This is a genomic window from Enterobacter sp. Ap-867, from assembly GCF_011752855.1.
Classification (GTDB): Bacteria; Pseudomonadota; Gammaproteobacteria; order Enterobacterales; family Enterobacteriaceae; genus Cedecea.
Window position 1 is genome coordinate 799043 of record NZ_VWWS01000001.1, and the last position, 25959, is coordinate 825001.

27 protein-coding genes and 3 tRNA genes are annotated in these 25959 nt (G+C 53.4%); 23 read left to right on the plus strand and 7 right to left on the minus strand.

From position 1 onward, the window contains the following. The first annotated feature begins 51 nt into the window (after nucleotides 1–51). The 7 genes from pgsA to F3J26_RS03760 all read left to right on the plus strand — a co-directional run bounded on the left by pgsA (nucleotide 52) and on the right by F3J26_RS03760 (nucleotide 2583). Nucleotides 52–600, plus strand: a complete 549-nt coding sequence (pgsA, locus tag F3J26_RS03730) for a CDP-diacylglycerol--glycerol-3-phosphate 3-phosphatidyltransferase (protein ID WP_008453839.1) — start codon at nucleotides 52–54, stop codon at nucleotides 598–600. A gap of 167 nt (nucleotides 601–767) precedes the next feature. Then, nucleotides 768–843, plus strand: a tRNA-Gly gene (locus F3J26_RS03735). Nucleotides 844–892: 49 nt separating this feature from the next. Further along, nucleotides 893–966: transfer RNA gene (locus F3J26_RS03740), tRNA-Cys, on the plus strand. Nucleotides 967–978: 12 nt separating this feature from the next. Further along, nucleotides 979–1064 (plus strand) — tRNA-Leu (locus F3J26_RS03745). 122 nt (nucleotides 1065–1186) lie between these two features. Further along, nucleotides 1187–1687 (plus strand): alpha/beta hydrolase family protein, encoded by a 501-nt coding sequence (locus F3J26_RS03750; protein ID WP_166991544.1) that lies wholly within the window; start codon nucleotides 1187–1189, stop codon nucleotides 1685–1687. 16 nt (nucleotides 1688–1703) lie between these two features. Then, the gene (locus tag F3J26_RS03755; protein ID WP_166991547.1) at nucleotides 1704–1934 is read left to right on the plus strand and encodes a hypothetical protein; all 231 of its coding nucleotides are present in this window, start codon (nucleotides 1704–1706) and stop codon (nucleotides 1932–1934) included. Between the two features lie 73 nt (nucleotides 1935–2007). After that, nucleotides 2008–2583: a UPF0149 family protein gene (locus tag F3J26_RS03760; RefSeq protein ID WP_008453841.1), complete on the plus strand. Its 576-nt coding sequence runs from the start codon at nucleotides 2008–2010 to the stop codon at nucleotides 2581–2583. 42 nt (nucleotides 2584–2625) lie between these two features. Here F3J26_RS03760 and ftnA read toward each other — a convergent pair whose 3' ends face one another. Next, on the minus strand, nucleotides 2626–3123 hold the full coding sequence (ftnA, locus tag F3J26_RS03765; protein ID WP_166872936.1) for a non-heme ferritin: 498 nt from the start codon (nucleotides 3121–3123) through the stop codon (nucleotides 2626–2628). 350 nt (nucleotides 3124–3473) lie between these two features. Between ftnA and F3J26_RS03770 the strand changes: the two genes are divergently transcribed. Then, nucleotides 3474–4655 carry a NupC/NupG family nucleoside CNT transporter gene (locus tag F3J26_RS03770; RefSeq protein WP_008453845.1) on the plus strand — a complete coding sequence of 394 codons (1182 nt, stop codon included), beginning with the start codon at nucleotides 3474–3476 and terminating at the stop codon, nucleotides 4653–4655. A gap of 46 nt (nucleotides 4656–4701) precedes the next feature. Here the strand turns inward: F3J26_RS03770 and F3J26_RS03775 are convergent, their stop codons facing one another. The 3 genes from F3J26_RS03775 to yecR form a co-directional block, all read right to left on the minus strand. Next, nucleotides 4702–5139, minus strand: a complete 438-nt coding sequence (locus F3J26_RS03775) for a DUF3574 domain-containing protein (RefSeq protein WP_166991550.1) — start codon at nucleotides 5137–5139, stop codon at nucleotides 4702–4704. After that, nucleotides 5139–6413 (minus strand): MFS transporter, encoded by a 1275-nt coding sequence (locus F3J26_RS03780; protein ID WP_166991553.1) that lies wholly within the window; start codon nucleotides 6411–6413, stop codon nucleotides 5139–5141. The genes F3J26_RS03775 and F3J26_RS03780 overlap by 1 nt, the downstream gene beginning before the upstream one ends. Before the next feature lie 140 nt (nucleotides 6414–6553). Beyond that, on the minus strand, nucleotides 6554–6895 hold the full coding sequence (yecR, locus tag F3J26_RS03785) for a YecR family lipoprotein (RefSeq protein ID WP_166991556.1): 342 nt from the start codon (nucleotides 6893–6895) through the stop codon (nucleotides 6554–6556). Nucleotides 6896–7235: 340 nt separating this feature from the next. Between yecR and F3J26_RS03790 the strand changes: the two genes are divergently transcribed. The 7 genes from F3J26_RS03790 (at nucleotide 7236) to F3J26_RS03820 (ending at nucleotide 14368) form a co-directional block, all read left to right on the plus strand. After that, the gene (locus tag F3J26_RS03790) at nucleotides 7236–8387 is read left to right on the plus strand and encodes a methyl-accepting chemotaxis protein (RefSeq protein WP_008453853.1); all 1152 of its coding nucleotides are present in this window, start codon (nucleotides 7236–7238) and stop codon (nucleotides 8385–8387) included. A gap of 233 nt (nucleotides 8388–8620) precedes the next feature. Further along, nucleotides 8621–10210, plus strand: a complete 1590-nt coding sequence (locus F3J26_RS03795) for an ABC transporter substrate-binding protein (protein ID WP_166991561.1) — start codon at nucleotides 8621–8623, stop codon at nucleotides 10208–10210. A 58-nt stretch (nucleotides 10211–10268) separates the two neighbouring features. Continuing rightward, nucleotides 10269–11222, plus strand: a complete 954-nt coding sequence (locus F3J26_RS03800; RefSeq protein WP_166991564.1) for an ABC transporter permease subunit — start codon at nucleotides 10269–10271, stop codon at nucleotides 11220–11222. 2 nt (nucleotides 11223–11224) lie between these two features. Then, nucleotides 11225–12070, plus strand: coding sequence for an ABC transporter permease subunit (locus F3J26_RS03805; RefSeq protein WP_166991567.1), 846 nt, complete (start codon nucleotides 11225–11227; stop codon nucleotides 12068–12070). After that, a complete protein-coding gene (locus F3J26_RS03810; protein WP_008453861.1) occupies nucleotides 12063–13040 on the plus strand; it encodes an ABC transporter ATP-binding protein in 978 nt (325 codons plus the stop codon). Before F3J26_RS03805 ends, F3J26_RS03810 begins: the two co-directional genes overlap by 8 nt. Then, the gene (locus F3J26_RS03815) at nucleotides 13033–14007 is read left to right on the plus strand and encodes an ABC transporter ATP-binding protein (RefSeq protein WP_166991570.1); all 975 of its coding nucleotides are present in this window, start codon (nucleotides 13033–13035) and stop codon (nucleotides 14005–14007) included. Before F3J26_RS03810 ends, F3J26_RS03815 begins: the two co-directional genes overlap by 8 nt. A 109-nt stretch (nucleotides 14008–14116) precedes the next feature. Continuing rightward, nucleotides 14117–14368 (plus strand): DUF2766 family protein, encoded by a 252-nt coding sequence (locus tag F3J26_RS03820; protein WP_008453864.1) that lies wholly within the window; start codon nucleotides 14117–14119, stop codon nucleotides 14366–14368. 70 nt (nucleotides 14369–14438) lie between these two features. On the opposite strand, the gene F3J26_RS03825 is transcribed toward F3J26_RS03820, so the two are convergent. Both F3J26_RS03825 and uspC read right to left on the minus strand, forming a co-directional pair. Next, nucleotides 14439–14942, minus strand: coding sequence for a non-heme ferritin-like protein (locus F3J26_RS03825; protein WP_008453865.1), 504 nt, complete (start codon nucleotides 14940–14942; stop codon nucleotides 14439–14441). A gap of 816 nt (nucleotides 14943–15758) precedes the next feature. Next, nucleotides 15759–16178, minus strand: a complete 420-nt coding sequence (gene uspC, locus F3J26_RS03830; protein ID WP_008453866.1) for a universal stress protein UspC — start codon at nucleotides 16176–16178, stop codon at nucleotides 15759–15761. A gap of 937 nt (nucleotides 16179–17115) precedes the next feature. On the opposite strand from uspC, the gene flhD reads away from it, so the two are divergent. The 6 genes from flhD (at nucleotide 17116) to cheW (ending at nucleotide 22542) form a co-directional block, all read left to right on the plus strand. Beyond that, nucleotides 17116–17466: a flagellar transcriptional regulator FlhD gene (gene flhD / locus F3J26_RS03835; RefSeq protein ID WP_008453867.1), complete on the plus strand. Its 351-nt coding sequence runs from the start codon at nucleotides 17116–17118 to the stop codon at nucleotides 17464–17466. Between the two features lie 3 nt (nucleotides 17467–17469). Further along, complete coding sequence (gene flhC / locus F3J26_RS03840; protein ID WP_039294634.1) at nucleotides 17470–18048, plus strand: flagellar transcriptional regulator FlhC; 579 nt, start codon at nucleotides 17470–17472, stop codon at nucleotides 18046–18048. Between the two features lie 125 nt (nucleotides 18049–18173). Then, entirely contained in the window at nucleotides 18174–19064 is an 891-nt protein-coding gene (gene motA / locus F3J26_RS03845) for a flagellar motor stator protein MotA (protein ID WP_008453872.1), read from the plus strand. Beyond that, nucleotides 19061–19990, plus strand: coding sequence for a flagellar motor protein MotB (gene motB / locus F3J26_RS03850; RefSeq protein WP_008453876.1), 930 nt, complete (start codon nucleotides 19061–19063; stop codon nucleotides 19988–19990). Before motA ends, motB begins: the two co-directional genes overlap by 4 nt. 10 nt (nucleotides 19991–20000) lie before the next feature. Beyond that, nucleotides 20001–22019: a chemotaxis protein CheA gene (cheA, locus tag F3J26_RS03855; protein ID WP_205246396.1), complete on the plus strand. Its 2019-nt coding sequence runs from the start codon at nucleotides 20001–20003 to the stop codon at nucleotides 22017–22019. Between the two features lie 28 nt (nucleotides 22020–22047). Next, nucleotides 22048–22542, plus strand: coding sequence for a chemotaxis protein CheW (gene cheW, locus F3J26_RS03860; RefSeq protein WP_008453882.1), 495 nt, complete (start codon nucleotides 22048–22050; stop codon nucleotides 22540–22542). A 210-nt stretch (nucleotides 22543–22752) separates the two neighbouring features. On the opposite strand, the gene F3J26_RS03865 is transcribed toward cheW, so the two are convergent. Then, nucleotides 22753–24018 carry a dicarboxylate/amino acid:cation symporter gene (locus tag F3J26_RS03865; protein ID WP_008453884.1) on the minus strand — a complete coding sequence of 422 codons (1266 nt, stop codon included), beginning with the start codon at nucleotides 24016–24018 and terminating at the stop codon, nucleotides 22753–22755. A gap of 656 nt (nucleotides 24019–24674) precedes the next feature. On the opposite strand from F3J26_RS03865, the gene F3J26_RS03870 reads away from it, so the two are divergent. Next, a complete protein-coding gene (locus F3J26_RS03870) occupies nucleotides 24675–25205 on the plus strand; it encodes a spore coat protein U domain-containing protein (protein WP_166991575.1) in 531 nt (176 codons plus the stop codon). A gap of 14 nt (nucleotides 25206–25219) precedes the next feature. Beyond that, on the plus strand, nucleotides 25220–25939 hold the full coding sequence (locus F3J26_RS03875) for a fimbrial biogenesis chaperone (RefSeq protein WP_166991578.1): 720 nt from the start codon (nucleotides 25220–25222) through the stop codon (nucleotides 25937–25939). Nucleotides 25940–25959 lie beyond the last annotated feature (20 nt).

Genomic DNA, 25959 nt, shown 5'->3' on the forward strand with positions numbered 1-25959 from the left:
TGTAGCAACATAGAGACAATTTCCACTTATGACAGATAGTTAACTGGCACTATGCGATTCAATATCCCAACACTGCTCACGCTGTTTCGTGTCATCCTTATCCCGTTCTTTGTGCTGGCGTTTTATCTGCCGTTCAACTGGGCACCTTTCCTTTGCGCTTTCATTTTTTGGCTGGCGGCTATCACCGATTGGTTTGACGGTTTTCTCGCGCGTCGCTGGAATCAAAGCACCCGCTTCGGCGCATTCCTCGATCCCGTTGCCGATAAGGTGATGGTGGTGGTGGCGCTGGTGCTGGTGGTAGAGCATTATCACGCCTGGTGGGTGACCTTGCCTGCGGCCACGATGATCGCCCGCGAGATCATTATTTCCGCGCTGCGTGAATGGATGGCGGAGATTGGTAAGCGCAGCCGTGTGGCGGTTTCCTGGATCGGTAAAACCAAAACAATGGCGCAAATGTTGGCGCTGATTGGCATGCTTTGGCGGCCAAACATGTGGATTGAGTACACCGGTATCGCGCTTTTCTTCGTTGCGGCGGTGCTAACGTTCTGGTCAATGTTCCAATATTTGGCCGCGGCACGCGGTGATTTGCTCGAACCGTGATCTATCCGACGCAAAATTCAGCAAACGATTCGTGGTGTTAGAAAATTTCATTGACTCATTGCGTCAGGTAAGTAGAATGCAACGCATCGAAAGGCAGCAAGGTTTGCCGGAAGATAATAAAATCAAGTGATTAGCTTAATAGCCACCAACAGTCACTTGTACAAAAAGCGGGAATAGCTCAGTTGGTAGAGCACGACCTTGCCAAGGTCGGGGTCGCGAGTTCGAGTCTCGTTTCCCGCTCCAAATTCAGGTAATAGACTTTCTGTTGCCGCCTGCAAAGGCAAAAGATTTTGGCGCGTTAGCAAAGCGGTTATGTAGCGGATTGCAAATCCGTCTAGTCCGGTTCGACTCCGGAACGCGCCTCCAATTTCTTCCCGAGCCCGGATGGTGAAATCGGTAGACACAAGGGATTTAAAATCCCTCGGCTTATGGCTGTGCGGGTTCAAGTCCCGCTCCGGGTACCATGGGAATAAAAAGAATAAAATCAATGATAAGCAGTGTCGTGTAAACCACCTTCGGGTGGTTTTTTATTGCCTGCGATTTGCCATTCTGAAAATTATCCTGCCTGTTCCGCTAAAAGCATGCCATGCTAAACCCTTCCCTGGCATTCCATCTGGTAACGATGAACATTTTCTCCCGACACCCATTTGATGTCGCTTTCCAGGGCCGCGCGCTCAAGGCTGACAGCATTTTCGCCAGTAAAGGCCACGTCCTGATGATCCACGGAGGTTCAAAAGACCGCGAGGCGAGCCTTCGGTACCGGCACTTAATGGCTGAGCTGGGTTTTGGCAGCACGGCTTTTGATTGTATCGGGCATGGGGAAACTGGCGGCGATCTCTCTCAATCTTCTTTAATCAGCCGCACAGACCAGGCCCTTGCGGTTGCCGAACATTTAGGTTCTCAACTGACCGGCTGCATGGGCGTCAGCATGGGGGCGTACAACGCTTTGCAACTGAGCCAATCCGTGTCTCTGCGTTCCCTTATCCTGATGGTGCCGGGCGTGTATCACCCTTCGGCTTACCGGATTAACTTCGGGCCTGAATTAATTTTCCGCCATTATCCGCCAGCCGCGAAGCTGGGCCGATAGTGACGCCTGGCAGGCCGTGACTGAGTTTGGCGGTAATGTTCTGGTCATCGCCGCGGCTGAAGACCGGGTGATCCCGGCGGAGATCCCGCCCCGGCTTTATGATTCGGCGTCGGGGCAGGGCAAACATACTTTGCTGACCGTGCCGGGTGCCGACCACAACAGCGTCTGGCAGGCGCTGCAGCACGATCCCCCGCTCTACGAAAAAACCTGCCAATTATTGGTGGAATGCCTGACGAAAGCGGAATGAAAATGACTCGTCGCGCGTAGAACGGGTACACTACGCCAAATTTTATTCAAAACGCGAGACGAGGAAGCCAAAAATGACCCAGGGCCCGCTGAACGAAGACGAAATTATCTGGCTGGATGACATTCTGCTGAAGTACGGCACCGCGCATTCGGTGATTGATGTAGCCGAGCTGGATGGGCTGCTCACGGCGCTGCTGTCAGGGCCAACTGTGACCGAACCAGCTACCGTGCTGCGGGCGGTATGGGGCGGCGATGTCGAGCCGGAATGGGAAAGCAAAGAAGAGCTGACGCGCTTTAGCGTACTGGTGTTCCAGCATATGAACGACATTGCCGAACGCCTGGCGGAGTATCCGGGGCAGTTTGAGCCTCTGTTTGGTACCAGCGAAGTGGATAACCGCGAAATCACCATCGTGGAAGAGTGGTGCTACGGCTACATGCGCGGTGTGTCACTGGAAAGCTGGCCTGCGCTGCCGGCAGAACTTCAGCCAGAGCTGGAGGCGATTGCCCTGCATGGGCTGGAAGAAAATGAAGCGAAGTTTGAAAGCCTGACGCCGGAAGCATTTCTGGCGAGCATTGAGGCGATTAAACCTGCGGCACTGGCGTTATACGGATACTGGCACAGCCAGCGAAACGGCGGGGCGCTGCACTAAAATGAAAATAGCAGGCCGCAATGGCCTGCTACTTAACGGCAATTAAGCCTGAGCGTCCAGCGTGGCCAGCTCTTTATCGACAAAGTAAAGGCCTTCGCCGCTTTTGCCCACCAGGCTGAGTTTATCCAGCACGGATTTAAACAGTTTCTCTTCTTCATGCTGCTCGGCAACATACCACTGCAGGAAATTAAAGGTTGGATAATCCTGAGAGGTCATTGCGGAATGGACCAGAGCATTAATCTGACGCGTAATTAACTGCTCGTGCTCGTAGGTCGCTTTAAATAATTCGTCCAGTGAAGCGTATTCTAAATACGGGGACTGAATGGCGTTAATACGCGGCATGCTCCCGGTATCACTTAAATATGCAAACAGACGCTGCATGTGCTCCATCTCTTCCTGAGCGTGGCGGCGCAGGAACGCGGCAGCCCCTTCGAAGCTGTGATAGCTGCACCAGGCGCTCATCTGCTGGTAAAGCAGGGAGGAGTAGAGTTCAAGGTTCATCTGCTCGTTCAGTTTTTCAATCATTTCCGTCTTCAGCATCACAGGCTCCATATTTTTTGAGGGGCGTTAATATGGCGCTACTTTAATTATTAATTTTCCATAATGCAAAGAAATTGTTAATTATATTAGTGTAATGAGAATGGTTGTTACTATTATTTTATTTGTGACAAAATGAATTAATAATGAGAATTAATCTTGTTCCGCTTCGCTATTTTATTGCCAAATAACGTATCATGAATTAGTCATATTTAGCCGCGCAAAATGGTAACCATGCTAAGAGTAAGCCTATATTGTCATTGGAAAAACTTATGGCTAAATATTCTTATGCCCGCCATTTACCTGACGCGGGAGCTGTGGCTAAATACGTTTCTTTCAAAATTAGACTGCACATGAATATTCTTCATTTTCTTCTCGCACTTTTTGTCATCATGGGACTGGCGTGGCTGGTGAGCTTCGATCGTAAAACCATCCGCATCCGCTATTTGTTACAACTTGTCGTCATTGAAGGCCTGCTGGCGTTCTTCTTCCTGCACTCCGACAGCGGCTTGTGGGTGATTAACGGCGTGTCCGGTTTCTTTGGCCACCTTCTGACCTTCGCCGGGCAGGGCAGCGACTTCGTCTTTGGCGGCATGAGCAAAGCGGGCCTGGCCTTTATCTTCCTCGGCGTGCTGTGCCCGATCATCTTTATCTCGGCGCTGATCGGGATCCTGCAGCACTTCCGCATTCTGCCTATTATTATTCGCATTGTCGGTACGCTGCTTTCTAAAGTGAACGGCATGGGCAAGCTGGAATCATTCAACGCCGTGAGCTCGCTGATTCTGGGACAGTCCGAAAACTTCATCGCCTACAAAGGCGTGCTGGGCGATCTTAGCTCTCGCCGCCTGTTCACCATGGCCGCAACGGCGATGTCCACGGTTTCGCTGTCCATCGTCGGGGCCTACATGACGATGCTGGAGCCGAAGTATGTGGTTGCGGCGCTGATCCTGAATATGTTCAGCACGTTCATTATCCTGTCGATCATTAACCCGACCCGCCCGGGCGCTGAGCCAGAAATCAAGCTTGAGAAGCTGCACGAATCCCAAAGCTTCTTTGAAATGCTGGGGGAATACATCCTCGCAGGTTTCAAAGTGGCGATGATTATTCTGGCGATGCTGATTGGTTTTATCGCGCTTATCAGCGCCATTAATGCGCTGTTCGCGACCGTCTTCGGTCTGAGCTTCCAGCAAATTCTGGGCTACGTTTTCTATCCGTTTGCCTGGCTGGTGGGGATTCCTCAGGCGGATGCGCTGAAAGCGGCCGGCATTATGGCGACCAAACTGGTGGCGAACGAATTTGTGGCGATGATTGAGCTGCAGAAGATCATGGCGACGCTGTCGCCGCGCGGGCTGGGGATCCTGTCGGTCTTCCTGGTGTCCTTCGCTAACTTTGCTTCCATCGGGATTGTGGCCGGGGCTATTAAAGGGCTGAACGAAAAGCAGGGGAACGTGGTGTCTCGCTTTGGCCTGCGCCTGGTGTACGGCGCGACGCTGGTCAGCCTGCTGTCCGCGGCGTTTGCCGGGCTGGTTCTGTAAAAATAAAAACGGCGGGTTTCCCCGCCGTTTCTTTAACGCAAAATCATCAGAACGCGGCGCAGACCGGCTGGTCAACGCGCATCACGGATTCCTGCGCAAAGCGAGTTTTATAGATAGAGCGCAGTTCGTCTACCTTTTTGCTGCTCTCCGCATCGCTGCCGCGAATCAGCATGATCGCCTTGCTCGGTTCGTGGGTCACTTCACCCTTAGCATTCAGCCACTGGCCTTTGGCGTCATATTCGGTCAGCCCTTCGCGGAAACGCGGGGTCACGTCTTTATCCACGAAGCTGCGCCATTCATTGGCGGTAATTTCCGCGCCGGATGGGCGGCTGATGCCGAAATAGAGCGTGGTTTGCGTCATCTGATCGCCTGCCTGGCACTGTTTAGCCGGGGCGGTAACCGCCGATGTGGTTTTCGCTGGCGTGACGCAGCCCGTCAGAGCCAGAGCTAATGCCCCGGCCAGTGTTGCTTTATAAAATACCATTATCCACCTGTCTTGCTGTCATCATCATTATTAAAATTAAATGCGGAATGATTCCGCCGCGATATAAAATTACAATTCCGCACTTTTCGCAAGTCGCCGAGCATCAATAGGGCAATAATAATCCCGCAGATGCCGCTGCCGGGCAGCACCCACTGCGCCGGGAAGTATCCGGCAATCGTTCCCGTGACCAGCGGGACGACTAACGTAATGCCGAGCTGCAGTCGCCAGGTTGCCGCCATAGCGGCGCCGACCTGTGGGCCAGGGAAACTGTCCATCACGTTGAGCGTGGCGACCAGATAGAACCAGTTACTGAACAAATGAGCGATAACGATCAGCGGCACCGCCAGCCACAAAGTGCCCGAGTAACCCACGGCGAAATAACACAAAGTAAAAAGCAGCAGCGCCAGCATTAGCGGGAAGCTTTTACCCGCCCGGTTGCGCACCTGTTTTTCGCTGAGCAGGAGCGGGGCGAGCAGTTGCCCAGCGCTACGGGCAAACAGCAGCGCCAGGCCATTGGCCGCGTTATCACCCGGCAACGCAGGAGCCAGCGCCGGGAGCAAAGCCATTACGGGGGCGCCGACCAGCGCAAGGCTGGGCAACAGCAACAGGCTGCGCTTTTGCACCGGGGTAACGTTCTGCCAGCTAAACTCCTCGCTTTCGTCTGGGGCGCTGTCTTCTTTTGCCTTCATAACAAAGGCCGCCGAGGCGTACCAGAGCAGCCCTATGGCAACGATGAAACTGATTGCATCCAGCAGCAGCATCAGCCAGAGGCTGACGTGGCCATATAATAATGTCCCAAGCCCCACGCCGAAGATAACGTTGGCGGCAAACACCAGCGTTTCAACGCCTGCGGCGGCGGGTATTAGCGCTTTAGATAAACCTTGTTTGAAAAGCTGACTTAAGGCCGGCACCGTCAGGCCGGTGCTAAAAGCGGCGGCGGCCTGGCTTAACAACAGCAAGCCTGGGTGTTCATTCCACAGCGCAAGGCACGGCAGAAGCAGACCTGTAAGACCGAAAACTTCGCCGAGAAGCAGCACAGAAAACGCCGGCCAGCGCTTTAATAACCACACGCCAGCAAAGCTGGCAGGTAAGCCGGGCGCAAGGGCGAGGACGTAAGCAAGAGAAAGCCAGGAGGGGGTAGCGTGACTGTTTAACAGCTGACTGAAGACCAGAACGTAAGTCAGGCCGTTACCCACAGAAGAAAACAGCAGCGCCAGCCCGAGCAGCGTGAACCAGCGGTGCTGGCGCAGGGCGCGTAGCAATAGAAGAAGCATGTTAAGTTCCTGATGAAAAAATAGAGTCAAGCCGCCGTGGGAAAACGGCAGCGCGAGATATTTATCGTCAGGAACGGGTTACATTGGCGTCAGGCTTCTCTTTGTACAGTTGTCTCTAAAAATAGAGGAGTATCGGTAGATTACCAGTTGCTGGTGACGCCCGCATACTGTGGGCCGGTCACGCCGCGGCACTGGTATTCCAGCACCACCTGGGTGTTCAGGCAAAGGGTGCCGCTGTAGGTGGTACAGGTCTTGATATCGCTGCCGTAAGGGAGTGCGCTGGCATAGCCCCATTGCTGGCACTGACGCGATGCCGTGGACTGGGCGAGGAATTTATCCACTTTGGCCGTTTGCAGCGGCGGCAGGCTATAGGCGAGGCGAACAACACCGGCAGGCTCATTGGCATTAAGCGGAACAGGTGTTTTGCTTACGGTGCATCCGCTCAGTAACAGGGCGGTAACGGCCAGAAAAATGCGCTTCATCGTTGATTCATACCTCATACTTAACCGCCTTCATGGTAGCACGCGTGGCGGGCAGAAAAGCCTGTTCGATTAGGCGGGCCGTAAATTCCATAAATTTCGAATTTTAAATAACCCTTAATTCAAATTACGAAATAAAAACTTTTTACCTAACGTAAATTCCCCACAAAATACGCGGCGATTTTTTGATCAAAAACGCGTCAAGTTTTGCTGAACCGTGCCGACAATAGCGCTACGGCGCGATTTAATTTCACTTATGCAGGTATACGAGGGAATAAATCAGGACGCGCGTCGCTAAAGCCGCACAGGAAGTGCATTTTATTTTTTACCGGGGAACCAAAAAATGAACATTGTTCGCAATATTAAAATTCGCGCGATGGTGGTGCTGATACAAATCTTTTCCACGCTGGCATGGATCTGCGTGGCGGGCGCGACGCTATGGCTATTACATAACCTCAAGCAACAGCTTGCGCTGAGCCCGGATCAGCTCACGTGGATTAACACGGCCCAACGGATGCTGATTATCTCCATTGCTATCAGCATTGCGATCGTCATTTTTACAGAACGCTACCTGTGGTTTTGCCTGGTAAAGCCGGTTAATACGATCCGCCACCACATGCACGTCCTGGCGCAGGGAGAACTGGCTGCCACGCTGCCGGATTTGGGGCGCAACTGTATTGGCCTGATGGTGCCGCCGATTCAAAAAATGCAGGAAAACTGGCAAAGGGCGGTGAGCCGCATCCGGGACAGCGCCGAGGCTATTCGCACCAACGCCACCGAAGTGTCCGGGGTTAACACTGACCTGTCATCCCGTTCGGAGCAACAGGCCGCCGCGCTGGAGCAGACCAGCGCCAGCATGGCGCAGCTGAACAGCACGGTGAAGCTGAACGCCGACAATGCAAATCACGCCAGCCACCTCGCGCAGAATGCCACCAACACTGCGGTAAACGGCGGGGATTCGGTGAAGCAGGTAGTGAAGACCATGGATGTGATTGCCAGCAGCGCGAACAAAATTGTCGATATCACCACGGTGATTAACAGCATTGCGTTCCAGACCAACATTCTGGCGCTAAATGCCGCGGTGGAGGCGGCAAGAGCGGGAGAGCAGGGCAAAGGCTTTGCGGTCGTCGCCAGCGAGGTACGTAATCTGGCCAGCAGAAGCGCCGGGGCCGCAAAAGAGATTGAAACCCTGCTCAACGATTCGGTCAGTAATATTCACACCGGGTCGCAGCAGGTGCGTAAAGCGGGGGAGGCAATGGATGAGATCCTCCGCGCCGTGAAGCAGGTGAATGACATCATGGGGGAGATTGCCAGCGCGTCCCTCGAGCAAAGTCAGGGCATCGGGCAGGTCGGGATCGCCGTTCGGGAAATGGACAGCGTGACGCAGCAGAACGTGAATCTGGTCCAGAAGTCGGTGCTCTCTTCCGTTGAACTGGAGAAACAGGCGCACCACCTGCATGACGCGGTGGCAATGTTCCGGCTTAACGCAGTCTGAGAACCACGCATGTGACAAAGCAGCCTCCGGGCTGCTTTTTTTACGTCTTAAACAGGCGCGGAAACAAAAATATGTGACGCAGATGGGGGAAATAATATTCCCCGCAGGCATTGGCGTCAGGCACCGTGCGGATAGTTAAAAATCGGCTAAGCTTATGCTTTTTAGGAACATTTACAAGCGATCGCGAGTGTCGCACTATGCGGGCTCTTATTGAGCAAGGAGTTTCTGAAGCAATGCGTAAACCTCTGGTATTGTCGGCGCTGGTCGCCGCGCTGGCCCTGGCCTTAAGCGGCTGTGATGACGCTAAAAAAGAGACCGCGGCGGCCCCCGCCCCGGCAAAAGAATCGCAGCAGGGCGGCAGCCTGATAATCGGCATCACCTCCGGCGATCCGCTGGCCATGAACCCGCTGTACGCCAGCGATCGGACTACGTTAACCATCATGCAGGCGCTTTACTCGCCGCTGTACAGCTACAACGGCGACAAGATCGAATGGGGCCTGGCGGAAAGCCTGACGCCGTCAGCCGACAACCTCACCTGGACGCTGAAACTCAAGCCTGACCTGAAATGGCAGGATGGGCAGCCGATTACCGCCGATGACGTGGTGTTCACCTTTAATAAACTGCTGGATGAAAAGCAGCATAGCTTCTTCCGCAGCATGTTTGTTTATGGCAACCAGCCCCTGAGCGTGAGCAAAGTGGATCCGCTCACGGTTAAATTTACGCTGCCTCAGGTCAGCGCCGCCTTTGCCGGTACGCTGGTGCAAATCTTCCCGATCCCACAGCATATCTTCGGCAGCGAAGCAGGCGATCTGGAAAAGAGCACCCGCAATGATGCGCCCGTCGGCTCCGGTCCGTTCAAGTTCAAAGAGTACCGGGCGGGTCAGTACTACGCCCTGACGCGGTTTGATGATTACTGGAACGGTAAACCGAAACTCGACTCGGTCACCTACCGCTTTGCAAAGGACGCCAACTCTGCCAACCTCGCGCTGCAGAACGGTGAGATCAATCTCAAGATGGTCGATCCGCAGGATGTTTCGCGCCTGAAAGCCACCGGCAAGTTTGATTTTGTTATTTACCCGGAAGGCCGCCTGGCCTACATGACTTTCAACCAGAACGTTGACAGTATGAAGAGCAAAGATCTTCGTCAGGCCATCGCCTACGCGCTGAATAAAGATGACCTTGTGCAAACGGCGTTCACCTCTCTCGATTACGCCAAACCTGCGGCCTCTATTCTGACCCCGGATACCCTCTACCAGACCAGCGATGTGGAACCGTACAAGTTCGATCTCGATAAAGCCAAAGCGTTGTTCAAAGCGTCCGGGCAGCCGGAGGGCGTGAAGCTGCGCCTGGCCTACATCAACAGCAATAAAACCCAGGAAAGCATGGGGCTGTACATTCAGCAGCAGCTGAAGGCGATAGGCATCAACGTTGAACTGCTGCCGCTGGATGCGAACGCGATGTCCCAGCGCAGTCAGGACATGAAAAACACGGCCTATGAACTAAGCCTGGGCGGTTACATCATGGGCGCTGAGCCGGACGGCTATAAGTCGCTGTATATGAGCAACGAAGCCTATAACTACGCGCACTATAAAAACCCGGCGTTTGATGCGCTGTGGGAGCAGGGCGCAACGGAAACGGATGCGGCGAAGCGCGCGGCTATCTACAAGCAGATCCAGCAAACCGTCGCCAGCGATATGGCCTGGTACCCGATTGCCTACACCAACGCGGTTGTGGCGGTGGACAAACGTTTTGGCGGCACGCAAGAAGCCGAGCCTAAGCCCGTGTATATGTTCCAGGATCTGTCGAAAATTTATCAACAATAACAATGAGTGATCCTCCGCCCGGCCGGTTTGTGCTGGGCGGGCGGAGGAAGGCGAAACTATGAATAACCTTCTTTTCCGGCGCTTACTGCAGCTGCTCCCGATGCTGCTTTTTATCTCGCTGGTCTCTTTTTTACTGGTGAAGCTGGCCCCCGGCGATCCTGTGCAGGCGTATATCACCCCGCGCATGAGCCCGGAGGATATCGAACGCATCCGCCAGAGCATGGGGCTGGATAAGCCGCTGCCGGTGCAGTACCTGCTGTGGCTGAAAAATCTGCTGCAGGGCGATCTCGGCTACTCCCTGATTTACCACCGTCCGGTGCTGACGATGATCGGTGAGCGTATCCCGGCCACGCTTGGCCTGATGGGCGCGTCCTTGTTGTTAGCTATCCTGCTGGCGATCCCGCTGGGGCTGCTGGCGGGGGCGTACAAACACCGCTGGCTCGACCATGTTCTGAACCTGTTCGCTTACGTCGGGATCTCGGTGCCGATCTTCTGGTTTGGCATCCTGCTGATTACCGTGTTTTCGGTGCAGCTGAACTGGCTGCCGAGCATGGGGATGCGAACCATCGGCGCGGAGGACTCCTGGCTCGATGTGATTCGTCACGGCATTCTGCCCTGCATCGCGCTGACGTTTTATAACCTCTCCAGCTATGTGCGCTACATCCGCTCGAACACCATTAGCCAGCTGTCCGCCGACTATGTGCAAACCCAGCTGGCCTACGGGGCAACCCGGCGCACTGTTCTGTTCCGGCATGTGCTGAAGAACGTGCTGCTGCCGGTGATCACGCTGTTTGGCCTCTCTTTTGGCGAGCTGGTGGTGGGCGCCTACGTGACGGAAAGCGTCTTTTCCTGGCCGGGGATGGGGCTGCTGGGGATCCAGGCCATCACCTCCCTCGACTACCCGCTGATCATGGCCATTATTCTGCTCTCAGCGTTGATGCTGATTGTGGGGAATCTGCTGGCCGATCTTCTGTATCGCGTGGCGGACCCGCGCATTAAGGCGCTGAGGTAACCATGAGCAGAAGATGGAATCAGGTTAAACAGGGCCTGAAACGCAGCCGCCCCGCGCAGCTTTCTCTGGCGGTACTGGTGATTTTTGCGCTGGCTTCATTATCGGCTTTTTTAAGTCCGTGGGACCCTAATCAAATGTCGCTTCAGGGAAGGATGCTGCCGCCGGATGTCAGCCACTGGTTTGGCACGGATGAATATGGCCGGGACTACTTCACCCGCGCACTTTATGGCGGGCAAATCTCCCTGATGGTCGGGTTTTTAGCCATGCTGTTTTCCACGCTGATTGGCACGCTGGTGGGCACCGTCAGCGGCTACTTTGGCGGCAAAGTTGATAACCTGCTGATGAGACTGGTGGACATTTTAATGGCGATCCCGGCTTTTTTCCTGCTGCTGGTGCTCAATGCTTACCTGAAGCCCGGCATCGCTAACATCATTCTGATTATCAGCGCGCTGACCTGGATGAATATGTCGCGACTGGTGCGGGCAGAAACGTTGACGCTGAAAGAGCGGGAATACGTGATTTATGCCCGGGCCTCCGGGGAGCATCCGCTGAGGATTATCGCCCGGCACATTATTCCGAATATTTTGCCGACGATTATTGTGGCGGCCACTTTGAATATCGCTTCGGCGATTTTAATGGAGTCAACATTGAGTTTTCTTGGTCTCGGCGTGCAGCAGCCGGATGCCTCCTGGGGCAGCATGCTGAATAACGCTCAGTCCTACATCGGCGAAGCCTCCTGGCTTGCCATGTTCCCGGGGGCGCTGATCCTGCTGACGGTGCTGAGTTTTAACGTGCTCGGCGATGTGTTCCGTACCGCTTTTGAGCCGGGGGCAAATCGCGATGCGTAATTTGCTGGAAATTGAAAACCTGAAAACCTCTTTCTTTACCCGCGAGGGTGAAGTACAGGCGGTACGCGGCGTCACCTTCAGCGTGCAGCGGGGGGAAGTGGTGGGTATTGTGGGCGAGTCCGGCTGCGGCAAAAGCGTTACCTGTAAATCGGTGATCAATTTGCTGGGCAGCCATGGCAAAGTGGTGGGAGGCCATATCCGTTTTCAGGGAGAAGACCTGGCGCGTAAAACGGCGGAGCAAATGCGCCACCTGCGCGGCAGCGAAATCGCGATGATTTTCCAGGATCCGATGACGGCGTTAAATCCGGTGCTGACCATCGGGCGACAAATGAGCGAGATCCTTATTCGCCACCAGAGTTTGAGTAAGAAGGCGGCGAAAGAGAAGGCCATAGCGATGCTAGGGCAGGTGGGCATCAGCCAGCCGGAAAAACGCTATGACCAGTATCCACACGAGTTTAGCGGCGGAATGCGCCAGCGGGTGATGATCGCGATCGCGCTGTCGTGCCATCCGTCATTGCTGATTGCCGACGAGCCGACGACCGCGCTGGACGTGACCATTCAGGCGCAAATTCTGCGCCTGCTGAAACACCTTCAGCAGCAGACGGACACCGCTATCTTACTGATCACTCACGACCTGGGTGTGGTGGCGCAAGTCTGTTCCCGGGTGGTGGTGATGTACGGTGGGCTGGTGATGGAGCAGGGCAGCGTTGAGGCGATTTTTTATCGGCCCGCCCATCCCTACACGCGTGGTTTGCTGGCTTCGTTGCCTCGCCCTGACGGCAGCGAAGCGCGCTTGTCGCCGATTGAGGGTAGCCCGCCGGGTCTGCTCAATCCGCCGCCCGGCTGTCCTTTCGCCGCTCGTTGCCCGCAGCGCATGGCCATTTGCGACACGGCAGCACCCAAACACACGCTCGCCGACGGCCATGAAGTCAACTGCTGGCTGTGGAAAAAAGAGGCCGCTCATGCCTGACATCACTCCTTTGATTCGCGTGCGTAATCTGCACAAACATTTCACCGCTAATCGGGGCTGGTTCGGGCCGGGGACCACGGTAAAAGCCGTGGATGGCGTGAGCTTCGATGTTTTTCCGGGGGAAACTTATGGCCTGGTGGGGGAGTCCGGCTGCGGGAAGTCGACGCTAGGGCGAAGCTTATTGCGGCTGTTCGAGGTGACCGACGGCGAAATTGAGTTCGACGGGCAAAATATTGCGGCGCTTAACGAACGTCAGCTAAAGCCTATCCGCCGCCGGATGCAGGCCGTTTTCCAGGATCCCTATTCGTCGCTAAACCCAGGCATGACGGTGGCGCAGCTGATCGCTGAGCCAATGCGTATTCACGGTTATGATGCGGCACGGCGGAAAGCCCGCACTCTGGAGCTGCTCGGGCAGGTGGGATTAAATCAGGAGCACCTGGACCGCTTTCCCCATGAGTTCAGCGGCGGCCAGCGGCAGCGAATCAGCATTGCCCGGGCGCTGGCGGTGAATCCCGAATTTATTCTTTGCGATGAGCCGCTGTCGGCCCTCGATGTCTCTGTGCAGGCACAGGTGGTGAATATTTTGCAGGATCTGCAGCAGACATTTGGGCTGACGTATTTGTTTATCGCCCACGATTTGTCTATGGTTCGCCACATTTCTGACCGCATCGGGGTAATGTATCTTGGTTCTCTGGTGGAGGAGGCACCTGCGGAAACGCTGTATAGCCAGCCCGCTCATCCCTACACTCGCGCGCTGCTCGCGTCTATTCCCATTGCAGACCCGCATGTTCAGATGCTGGAACAGGGTGGACTAAAAGGCGAAATCGGCGGTGATACGGGGGAAATCGTTGGCTGCAAGTTTGCCACCCGCTGCCCGCGAGCAATGGGCCAATGTCACCAGCGACCTCCCCGAATGCAGGAGATCTCGCCGGGTCACCGCGTGGCCTGCTGGCAGTTCGAAAAATGAGTCAGCGGGGGCATTTTGCTCCCGCTTCACCGCTCTTCCAGCGAATGGGCTGTTGCCTCGTGCAGAGGCGCGCAGGTAGACTGTCGCGCAAATAAAACAGGAGATTAAAATGGCCGAACAACTCTCTGCCGATCAGGAACTGGTTTCCGACGTCGTGGCGTGCCAGTTAGTGATTAAACAAATTCTCGACGTGATTGATGTGATTGCGCCCGTTGAAGTTCGCGACAAGATGGCGGAACAGCTGAAAACCATCGATTTTACTACCCATCCTGCGGCCGTTGATCCGGTCACGCGCCGGGCGATTCAAAAAGCCATCGCACTGATTGAGCTGAAATTTACGCAGCAAAAAGAAGCGCACTGAAGTTTTTATCCGCTGCCAGAAAGCAAAAGCACCGCCCAGTTGCGGTGCTTTTTATCTGAGTCGGGGCCGATCAGTGATAGTCTCGTTCGACAAAACTGAGTACGCGCCTGTCGGTCTGGCTCATGCACAGGCCTGCCTTGTTGGCATCCCGGACCTCTTCGAGAATCGTTTTCAGCCGCTCTCCCTCCCGATCCTGTTCTAAGCCTAGCGCCATTAAAAAACTGACGACTCTACCGGCATTGACGGCTTTAGCTTCTTCCTTAAGCGCGGTCAGCGTTTCATGCCGGAGATGGTAATCATCCAGCGTTTGTTGAAAAAGCTCTTCCAGCGTCAGGCAGTGGCAGTCAGGCGGGGACATTGTGCCGACGCTGGGCATACCGCCGGACTGCTTCATAAAATTGAAGACCCGCATCATGTGGGTCACATTGTTTTGTGCCTGGCTACGTAAAAAATTCGCACTTCCCGTCAGGCTGTGTTTGGCGCACCAGGCGCTCAGGTGCAGACACAGATGGGAGGCATAGAATTCACGATTAATTTGCGCATTAAGTTTCTGGATCATGCTGGCAGTGGGCATATAAATATCCTTATTTCATGAGCACTTTTATGAAGAGGTGAAATAAACATACGCCGCTATCACGGATGAGAAAAGTCCTAATTCAGGCTATTTTTATTTTTTTTGATTTTCTTTAAGATAAAAAGATCATGAAGTTATCCATCTTTTCATTTTTCGTAACATACTGTATTTCATATAAAATATATTTATCGGTTTTTTCTTTTTATCCCTGTTTTGCTTTATATCAGAAATGAGGTTTGTTCAGTCCGTGAATTGTTTTTAATGTGTATCATTTTTGATTTTTGGGGTGGTTTTAATGTTGTCTGTTTGTATGTGTTGAGGTCATGTTTGCGGTTTCTGTCCCCTGGGTGGGAATGTTGTCATCTGGGTTTAAAACAAAATTTGCGCTCGCAGAGTTCGAGAGGCGTTCTGTGAGCCAGGCCGCTGTTGTGCAAGAAAAACACTTCGGTATAAAAAATAATCAAATCCAGGAGGGGAAATGCAGCAGGATCCGCTGATACGGCTAATGAATTGATTTTTTTACCTGACGCAGCCAAAGATGGCGCTGTTGGCAATAATGTACGGTTAACAGCCGTCTGCATCCTTCCGTTGAGGCATCTCCAGCCAGAAACCACGCAGCCGCAGATCCGGCGCAATCCAAAAATCCTGCCGCGCGCATGAGCGTCTTCCTTGTTAATGAAGGCAGTCGCTAAAATGCAGGATAAAAAGTTAATTTTTCAGAAAAAAGCGTGATTAGTCGCTATGGAATAATCAAAACGGTGGTTGAGTTGAGGCCGAAAAAGCGGAGCTGGCTCCGCTTTCTGTCGGAGGAGGCGATTAAAGCGGGACCAGCAGTACATCAACCTGGCTTGACGCCACCACGGCCTTGGCTGAGCACATAACCTTGCCAAAGAAACTCTGATTGTGATTACCGCAAAGCACCAAATCAACGTCCTGTTTTTCACAGATATCCAGAATGTGCTCGCTTAGTTCCCCTGTGGAAATAATTACCTTTTCAACAGGATATTGCGCTTTCTCTTTCAGCTCAGCGAGAAAAAGATGGGTTTCTTCCAGCATCAGATCGCGGAGGTTTTCCAGCATTGGGGCGGCAAGCTGGTTATACAGTTCGGGATCGGACGCGAGCGTGACCAGCGTAATTTTGCCGTTGACGGGTTTGACGATGGAGACGGCCTTTTGCACCAGACGATGGCTTTCAGGCGTGATAGCAACGGCAACCAGCACATGACGATAGCTCATATAACCCCTCCACATTTAGTGTGAATTGTTAACATTTTCTTACACCACTTGTGACTCAGGCGCAACGCGTACAGCGGTACGAAATGTGAAGCCACTCATAGAAATTGTTTAGTTATTCTTATGAAACGAATTTGCAACATTGTTTCGTAGACGAAATGTGAAAATTTTCCATCAGACGAACGGATTAATTTGAGAACCTGGATCGAGTGATAACTTTCGGTAGCTGACGCTTTTGAAATCATAACGCTCGGTTAAAATGCCGCTATAATTTCACTTAAGTCTATGAATAACAGCAGATTACTCTTAACGGCTTTCATAAAGTGTGATCGCTCAGGCATTCCTGGCCGCCAGTATCAGATAAAAAGCAATGACAACTCATGGAGTTGTGATCTTTCAGTGTCACTATTCGTCTGCCGGCTTCGGTAAAATTCTTAATCAGATGAAAAAGTAAGCAAATGAAAAGCGATTCTGATGCTTTTCACTCCGAAGGATGATGTATTTATGTGATCTGCGTCACATAAATTCCAAAATCGCAGGTGGCCGCATTGTATGTGCCAGGGGCTGCGAGTAGAGTTTGCCCGAATTAGGAAAAATCTTAGTTTTTTGTAATAAAATGATGAACGACAACAGGCGTTCGGGCTCTGTCAGGGAAATGGCTTCTACGTGGGATGCGGAGGGGCTGAGTCAGGGCTGAAGATTTATCCGTGCATTTTGGCCGTAACGATTGTTTTAATTTAACCGGGGCAACCCGGCGACATCGCGGGGTGCGGTAACAACCCCCTAATAGTTCAGAAAACAGTAATGGCGCGACAGATGCGCTTCGGCTTCTTACAACCGTAAGTTTCTGGAGAATTTACTCGCGCTGACACGTTACTGTCATCCGACATATTTAGGCTGGGCCGCATACAATAATAGTTGGTTATTCGGGATGGAAAAAATGCATACTTCCGAGTTGCTAAAACATATTTACGACATCAATTTGTCGTACTTATTGCTTGCACAGCGTCTTATTAGTCAGGACAAAGCTTCGGCTATGTTTCGCTTAGGTATCGCTGAAGATATGGCAAATACGTTAGGGGAACTCACGTTGCCCCAGATGGTGAAATTGGCAGAAACTAACCAATTAGTTTGTCAGTTCCGTTTTAGCGAAAGTCAGGCAATTACTCGCTTAACACAAGACTCCCGTGTGGATGATTTACAGCAAATTCATACCGGTATTTTGTTATCGACCCGTTTATTGAGTGAGGTGTCGTCGCCTGCCGAGGCACCTAAGAAAAAAAGGGCATAACAAATGAGCGAGAAAAGTATTGTCCAGGAAGCTCGCGACATTCAGCTCGCTATGGAGCTGATAACACTGGGTGCCCGATTGCAAATGCTGGAAAGCGAAACGCAGTTGAGCCGTGGTCGCCTGATCAAACTCTACAAAGAACTCCGTGGAAGTCCTCCTCCAAAAGGGATGCTGCCTTTCTCTACTGATTGGTTTATGACCTGGGAGCAAAATATTCATGCTTCCATGTTCTGTAATGCCTGGCAGTTTTTACTTCGTAGTGGGCTCTGCACCGGCGTTGATGCGGTGATTAAGGCCTATCGGCTCTACCTTGAACAATGTCCTTCCCAGTCAGACGGCCCGCTATTGGCGCTGACTCGCGCCTGGACGCTGGTGCGTTTTGTTGAGAGCGGCATGCTCCAGCTGAGCCAGTGCAACTGCTGTGGGGGCAATTTTATTACCCACGCACATCAGCCGGTCGGCAGCTTTGCCTGCAGTCTGTGCCAGCCGCCATCGAGGGCGGTAAAAAGACGTAAACTTTCCCAGAATGCTGCCGATATTATTCCACAACTGCTGGATGACCAGGTGGAACAGGCTGTGTAACAGATTCTGTGTTTGCGTATTCCAGCAGCGGTGAGTGATTACCGCTGCTTTTTTTATGCCCAAACACGACGCTGCACCTGCCTCCTGGGCATCCTCGCTACACTCAACGGCGTAAGGATGATCTCGTGCTGATTTTAATAGGTTACCTGGTTGTTTTAGGGACAGTGTTCGGCGGTTACATGTTGACCGGCGGCCACCTTGGCGCACTTTATCAACCTGCTGAATTTGTGATCATTGGTGGGGCGGGTATTGGGGCGTTCATTGTAGGGAATAACGGCAAGGCGATTAAGGGCACCTTAAAAGCGCTGCCGCTGCTCTTCCGACGCTCAAAATATACCAAAAGCATGTATATGGATTTGATGGCATTGCTTTATCGTCTGATGGCTAAGTCGCGTCAGCAGGGTATGTTTTCACTCGAAAGAGACATCGAAAACCCTAAAGAAAGCGAAATCTTTGCCAGCTATCCGCGTATTTTAGCGGACACCATGATGCTTGATTTTATTGTCGATTATTTGCGTTTAATCATCAGCGGAAATATGAATACATTCGAAATTGAAGCGCTGATGGATGAAGAAATCGAGACCCATGAAAGCGAAGCGGAAATACCGGCCAACAGCCTTGCGTTAATGGGGGATTCATTACCAGCCTTCGGTATCGTTGCTGCGGTAATGGGGGTTGTGCACGCTCTGGCATCCGCCGACCGTCCCGCTGCGGAATTAGGCGCATTAATTGCGCACGCTATGGTTGGTACTTTCCTCGGTATTTTACTGGCCTATGGTTTTATTTCCCCATTAGCGAGCGTGCTGCGCCAAAAAAGTGCTGAAACCACCAAAATGATGCAGTGCGTGAAGGTCACTTTACTCTCCAGCCTCAACGGTTATGCCCCGCCAATCGCGGTGGAATTTGGCCGTAAAACGCTTTACTCCAGCGAGCGCCCATCGTTCATTGAACTGGAAGAGCACGTCAGAGCGGTACGTTCCCCGAACGCGCAGCGCGCGACGGAAGAAGAAGTATGAAGAATCAGGCCCATCCCATCGTTGTCGTAAAGCGCCGCAAGCACAAGGGACACGGCGGGGCGGCCCACGGCTCCTGGAAAATTGCCTACGCGGACTTCATGACCGCGATGATGGCTTTCTTCCTGGTCATGTGGCTGATTTCCATCTCCAGCCCGAAAGAGCTGGCGCAAATTGCTGACTACTTCCGCACCCCGCTGGCGCAGGCCATTACCGGGGGCCAGCGTATCGCCGACAGCGAAAGTCCTATTCCGGGCGGGGGCGATGACGTCACCCAGCAGCAGGGCGAAGTGAAAAAACAGCCCAACATTGAAGAGCTGCGCAAGCGCATGGAAGCCAACCGCCTGAAGCGTATCAAAGGGGATCTGGACCAGCTTATTGAGTCAGACCCGAAGCTGCGTGCGCTACGCCCACACCTGCAAATCGACCTGGTTCAGGAAGGGTTGCGTATTCAGATTATCGACAGCCAGAACCGCCCGATGTTTAAAAACGGCAGTGCGGAAGTGGAGCCTTACATGCGCGACATCCTGCGCAAAATCGCCCCGGTGCTGAACGGTATTCCTAACAAGATCAGTCTGTCCGGCCATACCGATGACCTGCCTTATGCCAACGGCGAGCGTGGCTACAGCAACTGGGAGCTTTCCGCCGACCGCGCGAATGCTTCCCGCCGTGAGCTGGTCGCCGGCGGCCTCGACGACGGCAAAGTGCTGCGCGTCATCGGGATGTCCTCGCAGATGAGCCTCTCCAAACGTGGAGGCGGGGACGCCATTAACCGTCGCATCAGTTTGCTGGTGCTTAATAAACAGACCGAAGACGCCATCATGCATGAGAACTCCGAGAGCGAGAACCAGCCTCTCAGCGTTCTGCAGCAGGATCCTACGGCGGCTCCGGCGAATAACACAGTTGCGCCACAACCAGGCACGAGGTGATAGCGTGAGCATGGATATTAGCGATTTTTACCAGACATTTTTTGACGAAGCCGACGAGCTGTTGGCCGATATGGAGCAGCATCTCCTGGATTTGGTGCCTGAGGCGCCGGATTCTGAACAGTTGAACGCTATTTTCCGTGCGGCCCACTCCATCAAGGGCGGGGCCGGTACGTTTGGCTTCTCCATCCTGCAGGAAACGACCCACCTGATGGAGAACCTGCTCGACGAAGCGCGGCGCGGTGAGATGCAGCTCAACACCGATATCATCAACCTGTTTTTGGAAACCAAGGATATTATGCAGGAACAGCTGGACGCCTATAAAAATTCTGAAGAGCCGGATGCCGCAAGCTTCGACTACATCTGCAAAGCACTGCGTCAGCTGGCCCTGGAAGCCAAAGGCGAGGCACCATCGGCGCCGGCCAAACTCTCCGTGGTAGAAACCGAACAGCCTGAGTCCGCGCCTGCCGACAACGGCGGCAGGCTGCGCGTGGTGATTGACGGCCTGAAAGAAGCTGAACGTGACCTGATGCTCGAAGAACTGGGGAACCTGGGCACCCTGAGCGAGGTGGTCAAAGACGCCGCTTCCGTAACGGCTACGCTGGAAACCAGCGTCAGCGAAGACGATATTACGGCCGTACTTTGCTTCGTGATTGAGCCTGAGCAAATCAGCTTTGTGCCGGTTACCGCAGCCAGCGCGCCAGCGGTGGCAGAAACCACTTCGGTGGCGGTGCCTGAAGCACCCGCTCAAACGGCTGTCGCCGTGCAAAAAGCGGGCCTGCCTGAGCCGCTGACCCCTGCGACAGGGCGCGTTGAGCGCGATAAACCTGCCGCTCGCGCATCTGAATCGACCAGTATCCGCGTGGCGGTAGAGAAAGTTGACCAACTGATTAACCTGGTTGGTGAACTGGTGATCACCCAGTCCATGCTGGCCCAGCGTTCTAACGAGCTCGACCCGGTCAACCACGGGGATTTGATCACCAGCATGGGGCAGCTGCAGCGTAACGCGCGCGACCTCCAGGAATCGGTGATGTCTATCCGCATGATGCCGATGGAATACGTCTTCAGCCGCTTCCCGCGTCTGGTCCGCGATCTGGCCGGGAAGCTTAACAAGCAGGTGGAACTGACGCTGATGGGCAGCTCCACCGAGCTGGATAAGAGCCTCATTGAACGCATTATCGACCCGCTAACGCACCTGGTACGCAACAGCCTTGATCACGGTATCGAGTCGCCGGAAAAACGCCGGGCGGCAGGGAAGTCCGAAGTCGGGAACCTGATCCTGTCTGCGGAACATCAGGGCGGCAATATCTGTATCGAAGTGACCGACGACGGGGCAGGGCTCAACCGCGAGCGTATTCTGGCGAAGGCGATTTCCCAGGGGATGCCGGTCAGTGAAAGCATGACCGACGACGAAGTCGGGATGCTGATCTTCGCGCCGGGCTTCTCCACCGCCGAGCAAGTCACCGACGTGTCTGGCCGTGGCGTGGGCATGGACGTGGTGAAACGTAACATCCAGGAGATGGGCGGCCACGTCGAAATCCAGTCGAAAGCCGGAGCAGGGACGACCATTCGCATTCTGCTGCCGCTGACGCTCGCTATCCTCGATGGCATGTCGGTTAAAGTGAGCGACGAAGTCTTTATCCTGCCGCTGAACGCGGTGATGGAATCCCTGCAGCCGCAGGAAGAAGATCTTCACCCGCTGGCGGGCGGCGAACGCGTGCTGGAAGTGCGTGGGGAATATCTGCCGCTGGTTGAGCTGTGGAAAGTCTTTGACGTTCAGGGCGCAAAAACCGAAGCCACGCAGGGCATCGTTGTGATCCTGCAAAGTGCCGGACGCCGCTACGCACTGCTGGTCGACCAGCTGATTGGCCAGCATCAGGTGGTGGTGAAAAACCTGGAAAGCAACTACCGCAAGGTGCCGGGTATTTCTGCAGCCACCATTTTGGGTGACGGCAGCGTGGCGCTGATCGTCGATGTTTCTGCGCTGCAGGGGCTAAACCGTGAACAACGTCTGGCGCTAACCGTCGCCTGATTAACCGCTTAAAAGAATAGGTACGCAAATGACTGCACTAACGAATGTGACAAAACTGACCGGGGAAAACGTAGGCCAGGAGTTTCTGGTGTTCACCCTCGGCGCTGAAGAGTACGGCATTGATATCCTGAAGGTGCAGGAGATCCGCGGTTACGATCAGGTGACGCGCATCGCGAACACGCCTGCTTTTATTAAAGGCGTCACCAACCTGCGCGGCGTGATCGTGCCGATTATCGACCTGCGCCTGAAGTTCGAACAGGATGGCGTGGAATATAACGACAATACCGTGGTTATCGTGCTGAACCTGGAAAAACGCGTGGTCGGGATTGTGGTTGACGGTGTGTCCGACGTGCTGTCGCTGACGGCGGATCAGATTCGTCCTGCGCCAGAGTTCGCTGTCACTCTGTCAACTGAATACCTGACGGGCCTGGGCGCGCTGGGTGAACGTATGCTGATTCTGGTGAACATTGAGAAGCTGCTGAACAGCGAAGAGATGGAGCTGCTGGATTCTGCGGTCGCTTAATCCGGTTTGCTAAAAATAAGAAGGGCTACCCTAGGGTAGCCCTTTTATTGTTTTACACAGAGGGAAAAAGCGTGGTTTTTCCCTCTGCGTGGTTATCAGCCGAAAATCACAAAGTGATTTTCCAGCATATTTATTGGTGGAATCTGGTATTGCTTCGTTTGCCAGACATCGCCGGCTTGCGATAAGGGCTACCCGAGGGTAGCCCTTTTTTTATGCCTTAACTTCTTCCACCGGCACGGTGCCGGTTTCTTCCAGCATGCCTTCGTTCTTGGACAGCATCGCGGTTGCCACGCCGTTGCCCAGCACGTTGATCGCCGAGCGGCCCATATCCAGGAAGTGGTCAATCCCCATCAACAGCAGGATGCCCGCTACCGGAATATTGAAGCTTGGAATTGTTGCCGCCAGCACAACCAGCGCGGAGCGCGGCACGCCGGCAATCCCTTTGGACGCCAGCATCAGCGTCAGCATCAGCACGGCAATCTCAGAGAAGGAGAGATGCACGTTATAAGCCTGGGCAATAAACATGGACGCAAAGGAGCAGTAGACCATCGACCCTACCAGGTTAAAGGAGTAACCGATCGGCAGCACAAACGAAGCGATGTTGCGGGAACAGCCAAAGCGGGTCAGTTGGTCCAGCGTTTTCGGATAGGCCGCTTCAGAGCTGCTGGTGGTAAAGGCCACCAGAACGGGATCTTTCAGCATCGCCAGCAGGCGGAACACATCGCGCTTCAGCACCATGTAACCCACGCTAATCAGCACGATGCAGGTGAGCACGATAGCCACATAGTAGCCGCCGATAAACGAAGCGTAGTTGAGCAGAATGCCCAGACCCTGGGTGGCAATCACCGAAGAGATGGCGGCGAAGATAGCCAGCGGCGCGACATACATCACGTAGCCGGTCACTTTCAGCATGATGTGGGAGACAACGTCCAGCGCGCTCACCAACGGGGCGTTAAATTTCTCGCCCAAAGACGCGCCGGCAATACCAAAGAACATCGAGAACACCACAATCTGCAGGATCTCGTTGTCCGACATCGCCCCGGCAATGCTGGTTGGGATGGTATGGGAAATAAAGGCTTTCAGCGTCATTCCGCTGACGGCCAGGCCGGTCTGCACGGCTTCGGCTGGCACTTCCAGGTTCATGCCCGCACCCGGATGCTCCAGGGTGACAATAAACAGGCCGACCAGAATAGACAGCACGGAAGAAGAGACAAACCAGACCATTGCCTTACCGCCTACGCGGCCAATGGTGGAGGTTTCGCCGAGCTTCATGATACCGACCGTCAGGGTGCTGAAGACCAACGGCGCAATCACCATCTTGATCAGGCGCAGGAAGATATCGGTAAACAGCGTGATGTTATCGGCGTAGCCTTTGATGACGTCGGCGGCGGCGTATTCGTGGATGGCCGCACCGGTGAAGATCCCCGCTATCATGAACAAAATGATGAATAGCGTGAGTTTGTTTGAACTTGCCACTGACTTAGTAACCCCGTAGTTGACTGTAGTTAATGTGTGTTTTTTTGTAACTTACTGACCCTTATATAATTATTGTTTCCGGGCCGTAAATGCGCGGAGCATAAATTGAATCAAACTGCGCCGATATACAACTCTTTTTTATAAATTCTGTTAATTGTTAATTAAGCAGCACTTAATCATTATTTGTGATAACTGTCACAAAATGACGGATATATTCTTTTCGCTTTGCAGTGATGTAAGGTGTTTTGCATTTAACGCATTGTTTTTATTGATAATAATGTGTCAATTGTCCTTCTGAATGAATTTTTTGACGTGGTCTGGTTATTTCCCATTCTCTAAACTAAATTTCAACTAAGTGATGGCGTAACGTACTGATTTTTTTCTTACCGACAGGCCCATAAAGGTTGCGGCCAGAAACCGTTTTGCTTGCTTGATAAATGAACGATTGGGGTTATTTGTGGGCAAAATGATTTTTTATGCAGCATGCACAATATCTGATGGGCAGCCATTTGGCTTCATGACGAATTATATAAAAGACAAGTTATGGCGTCCGCCTTCTTTATTAAAGCGGAATATAGACTAGCGTTAAATCATCCCGTGCCGCTTCGTTGTGTATTCACGAAGTATGATTGAGTCATTTGAATGAGGGTAAGGATATGAATTCAGCCACTGCAGCACGCTTAATTCTCTCTTGTACTGCGTTTGCGATTATTCCATCGGCTAATGCGGCGGTGGCAAACGGTACATTTCAGGTCCTCATTACGATTACAAAGTCCTGTACAGTAACGGCGGGGGCAGCCTCGAATATTAACCTCGGGTCGGTTGCCGCCAGCGCAGTAAACACCTCGCAAAGTAATACATTCACCGTGAACTGCTCCAAGGCAACGCCCTATTTTATCGGGCTTGCGCCTTCTGCAGCCAACGGTGGCACCACCACCGGTTCGGGAGCCATGTCGTCCGTGCTTAACTTCGCCACCAACACCGACAAAGTCCCTTATCAGCTGAACCAAACCTCGGCCACCGGGCCAGTTTGGGGTAACACCGCCACCACAACGACGGTGGGTAACGGCGTGGCGGGCCTGGGCACCGGGCTGGCTATCTCGTATACGGTTTATGCCACTGCGGCGAGCGCCAACTACACGCCAGACAGCTATGCGGATACTGTGACCGTCAACGTTAACTACTGATTTCAGGGCAACGGATGAAAATGAAATTAGGCGGACGCCCGGCCTGCGCATGCCTGTTGCTGGCGCTGGCCGTGGGACAAAATGCGCTAGCCGGTGGCCTGCAGATATCGCCGGTTAACCTGACGTTGAGCGCCGCACAAAATGCGGACGGTATCTGGTTAAGTAATGAAGGGACTGCGCCGCTCAACGCGCAGGTACGGGTTTTCAACTGGCAGCAAAGCGGCAATGCCGACTGGCTGTCAACCTCTCAGGGGCTGGTTATTAGCCCTCCCATCGTGACGCTGCCCGCGGGGGAGCGCCAGCTTGTCCGCGTGATCCGCACCACGCCTGCCACCAATCAGGTGGAACAGGCCTATCGCTTGTTTATTGATGAGTTGCCGCCTGCCAAAGTGCAGAAAAATACTATTCAGTATGTTATGCGCTATTCCGTCCCGGTGTTTTTGCAGCCTGTGGGGCAGGCTGAAAACACCGCAAAACTGAAATGGGCATTGGTGCAAACCGATGGCAAAACCTTTGTCGACGTGAGTAATCAGGGAAACAGCCACGCCCAGCTTTCTGCCATGACATTTATTCAGGCTAATGGCGCGCGAAAAACGATTACGCCAGGTCTGTTAGGTTATGTTCTTCCCGGTTCAACTATGCGGTGGATAATATCTTCGTCTGCCAGTGATGCTTATCACAGTGGAAAGGTTGAAGTCACTATCAATGGTCAAAAAACAGAACAAAATCTATGACTGGCCATATTCTTTGGTAA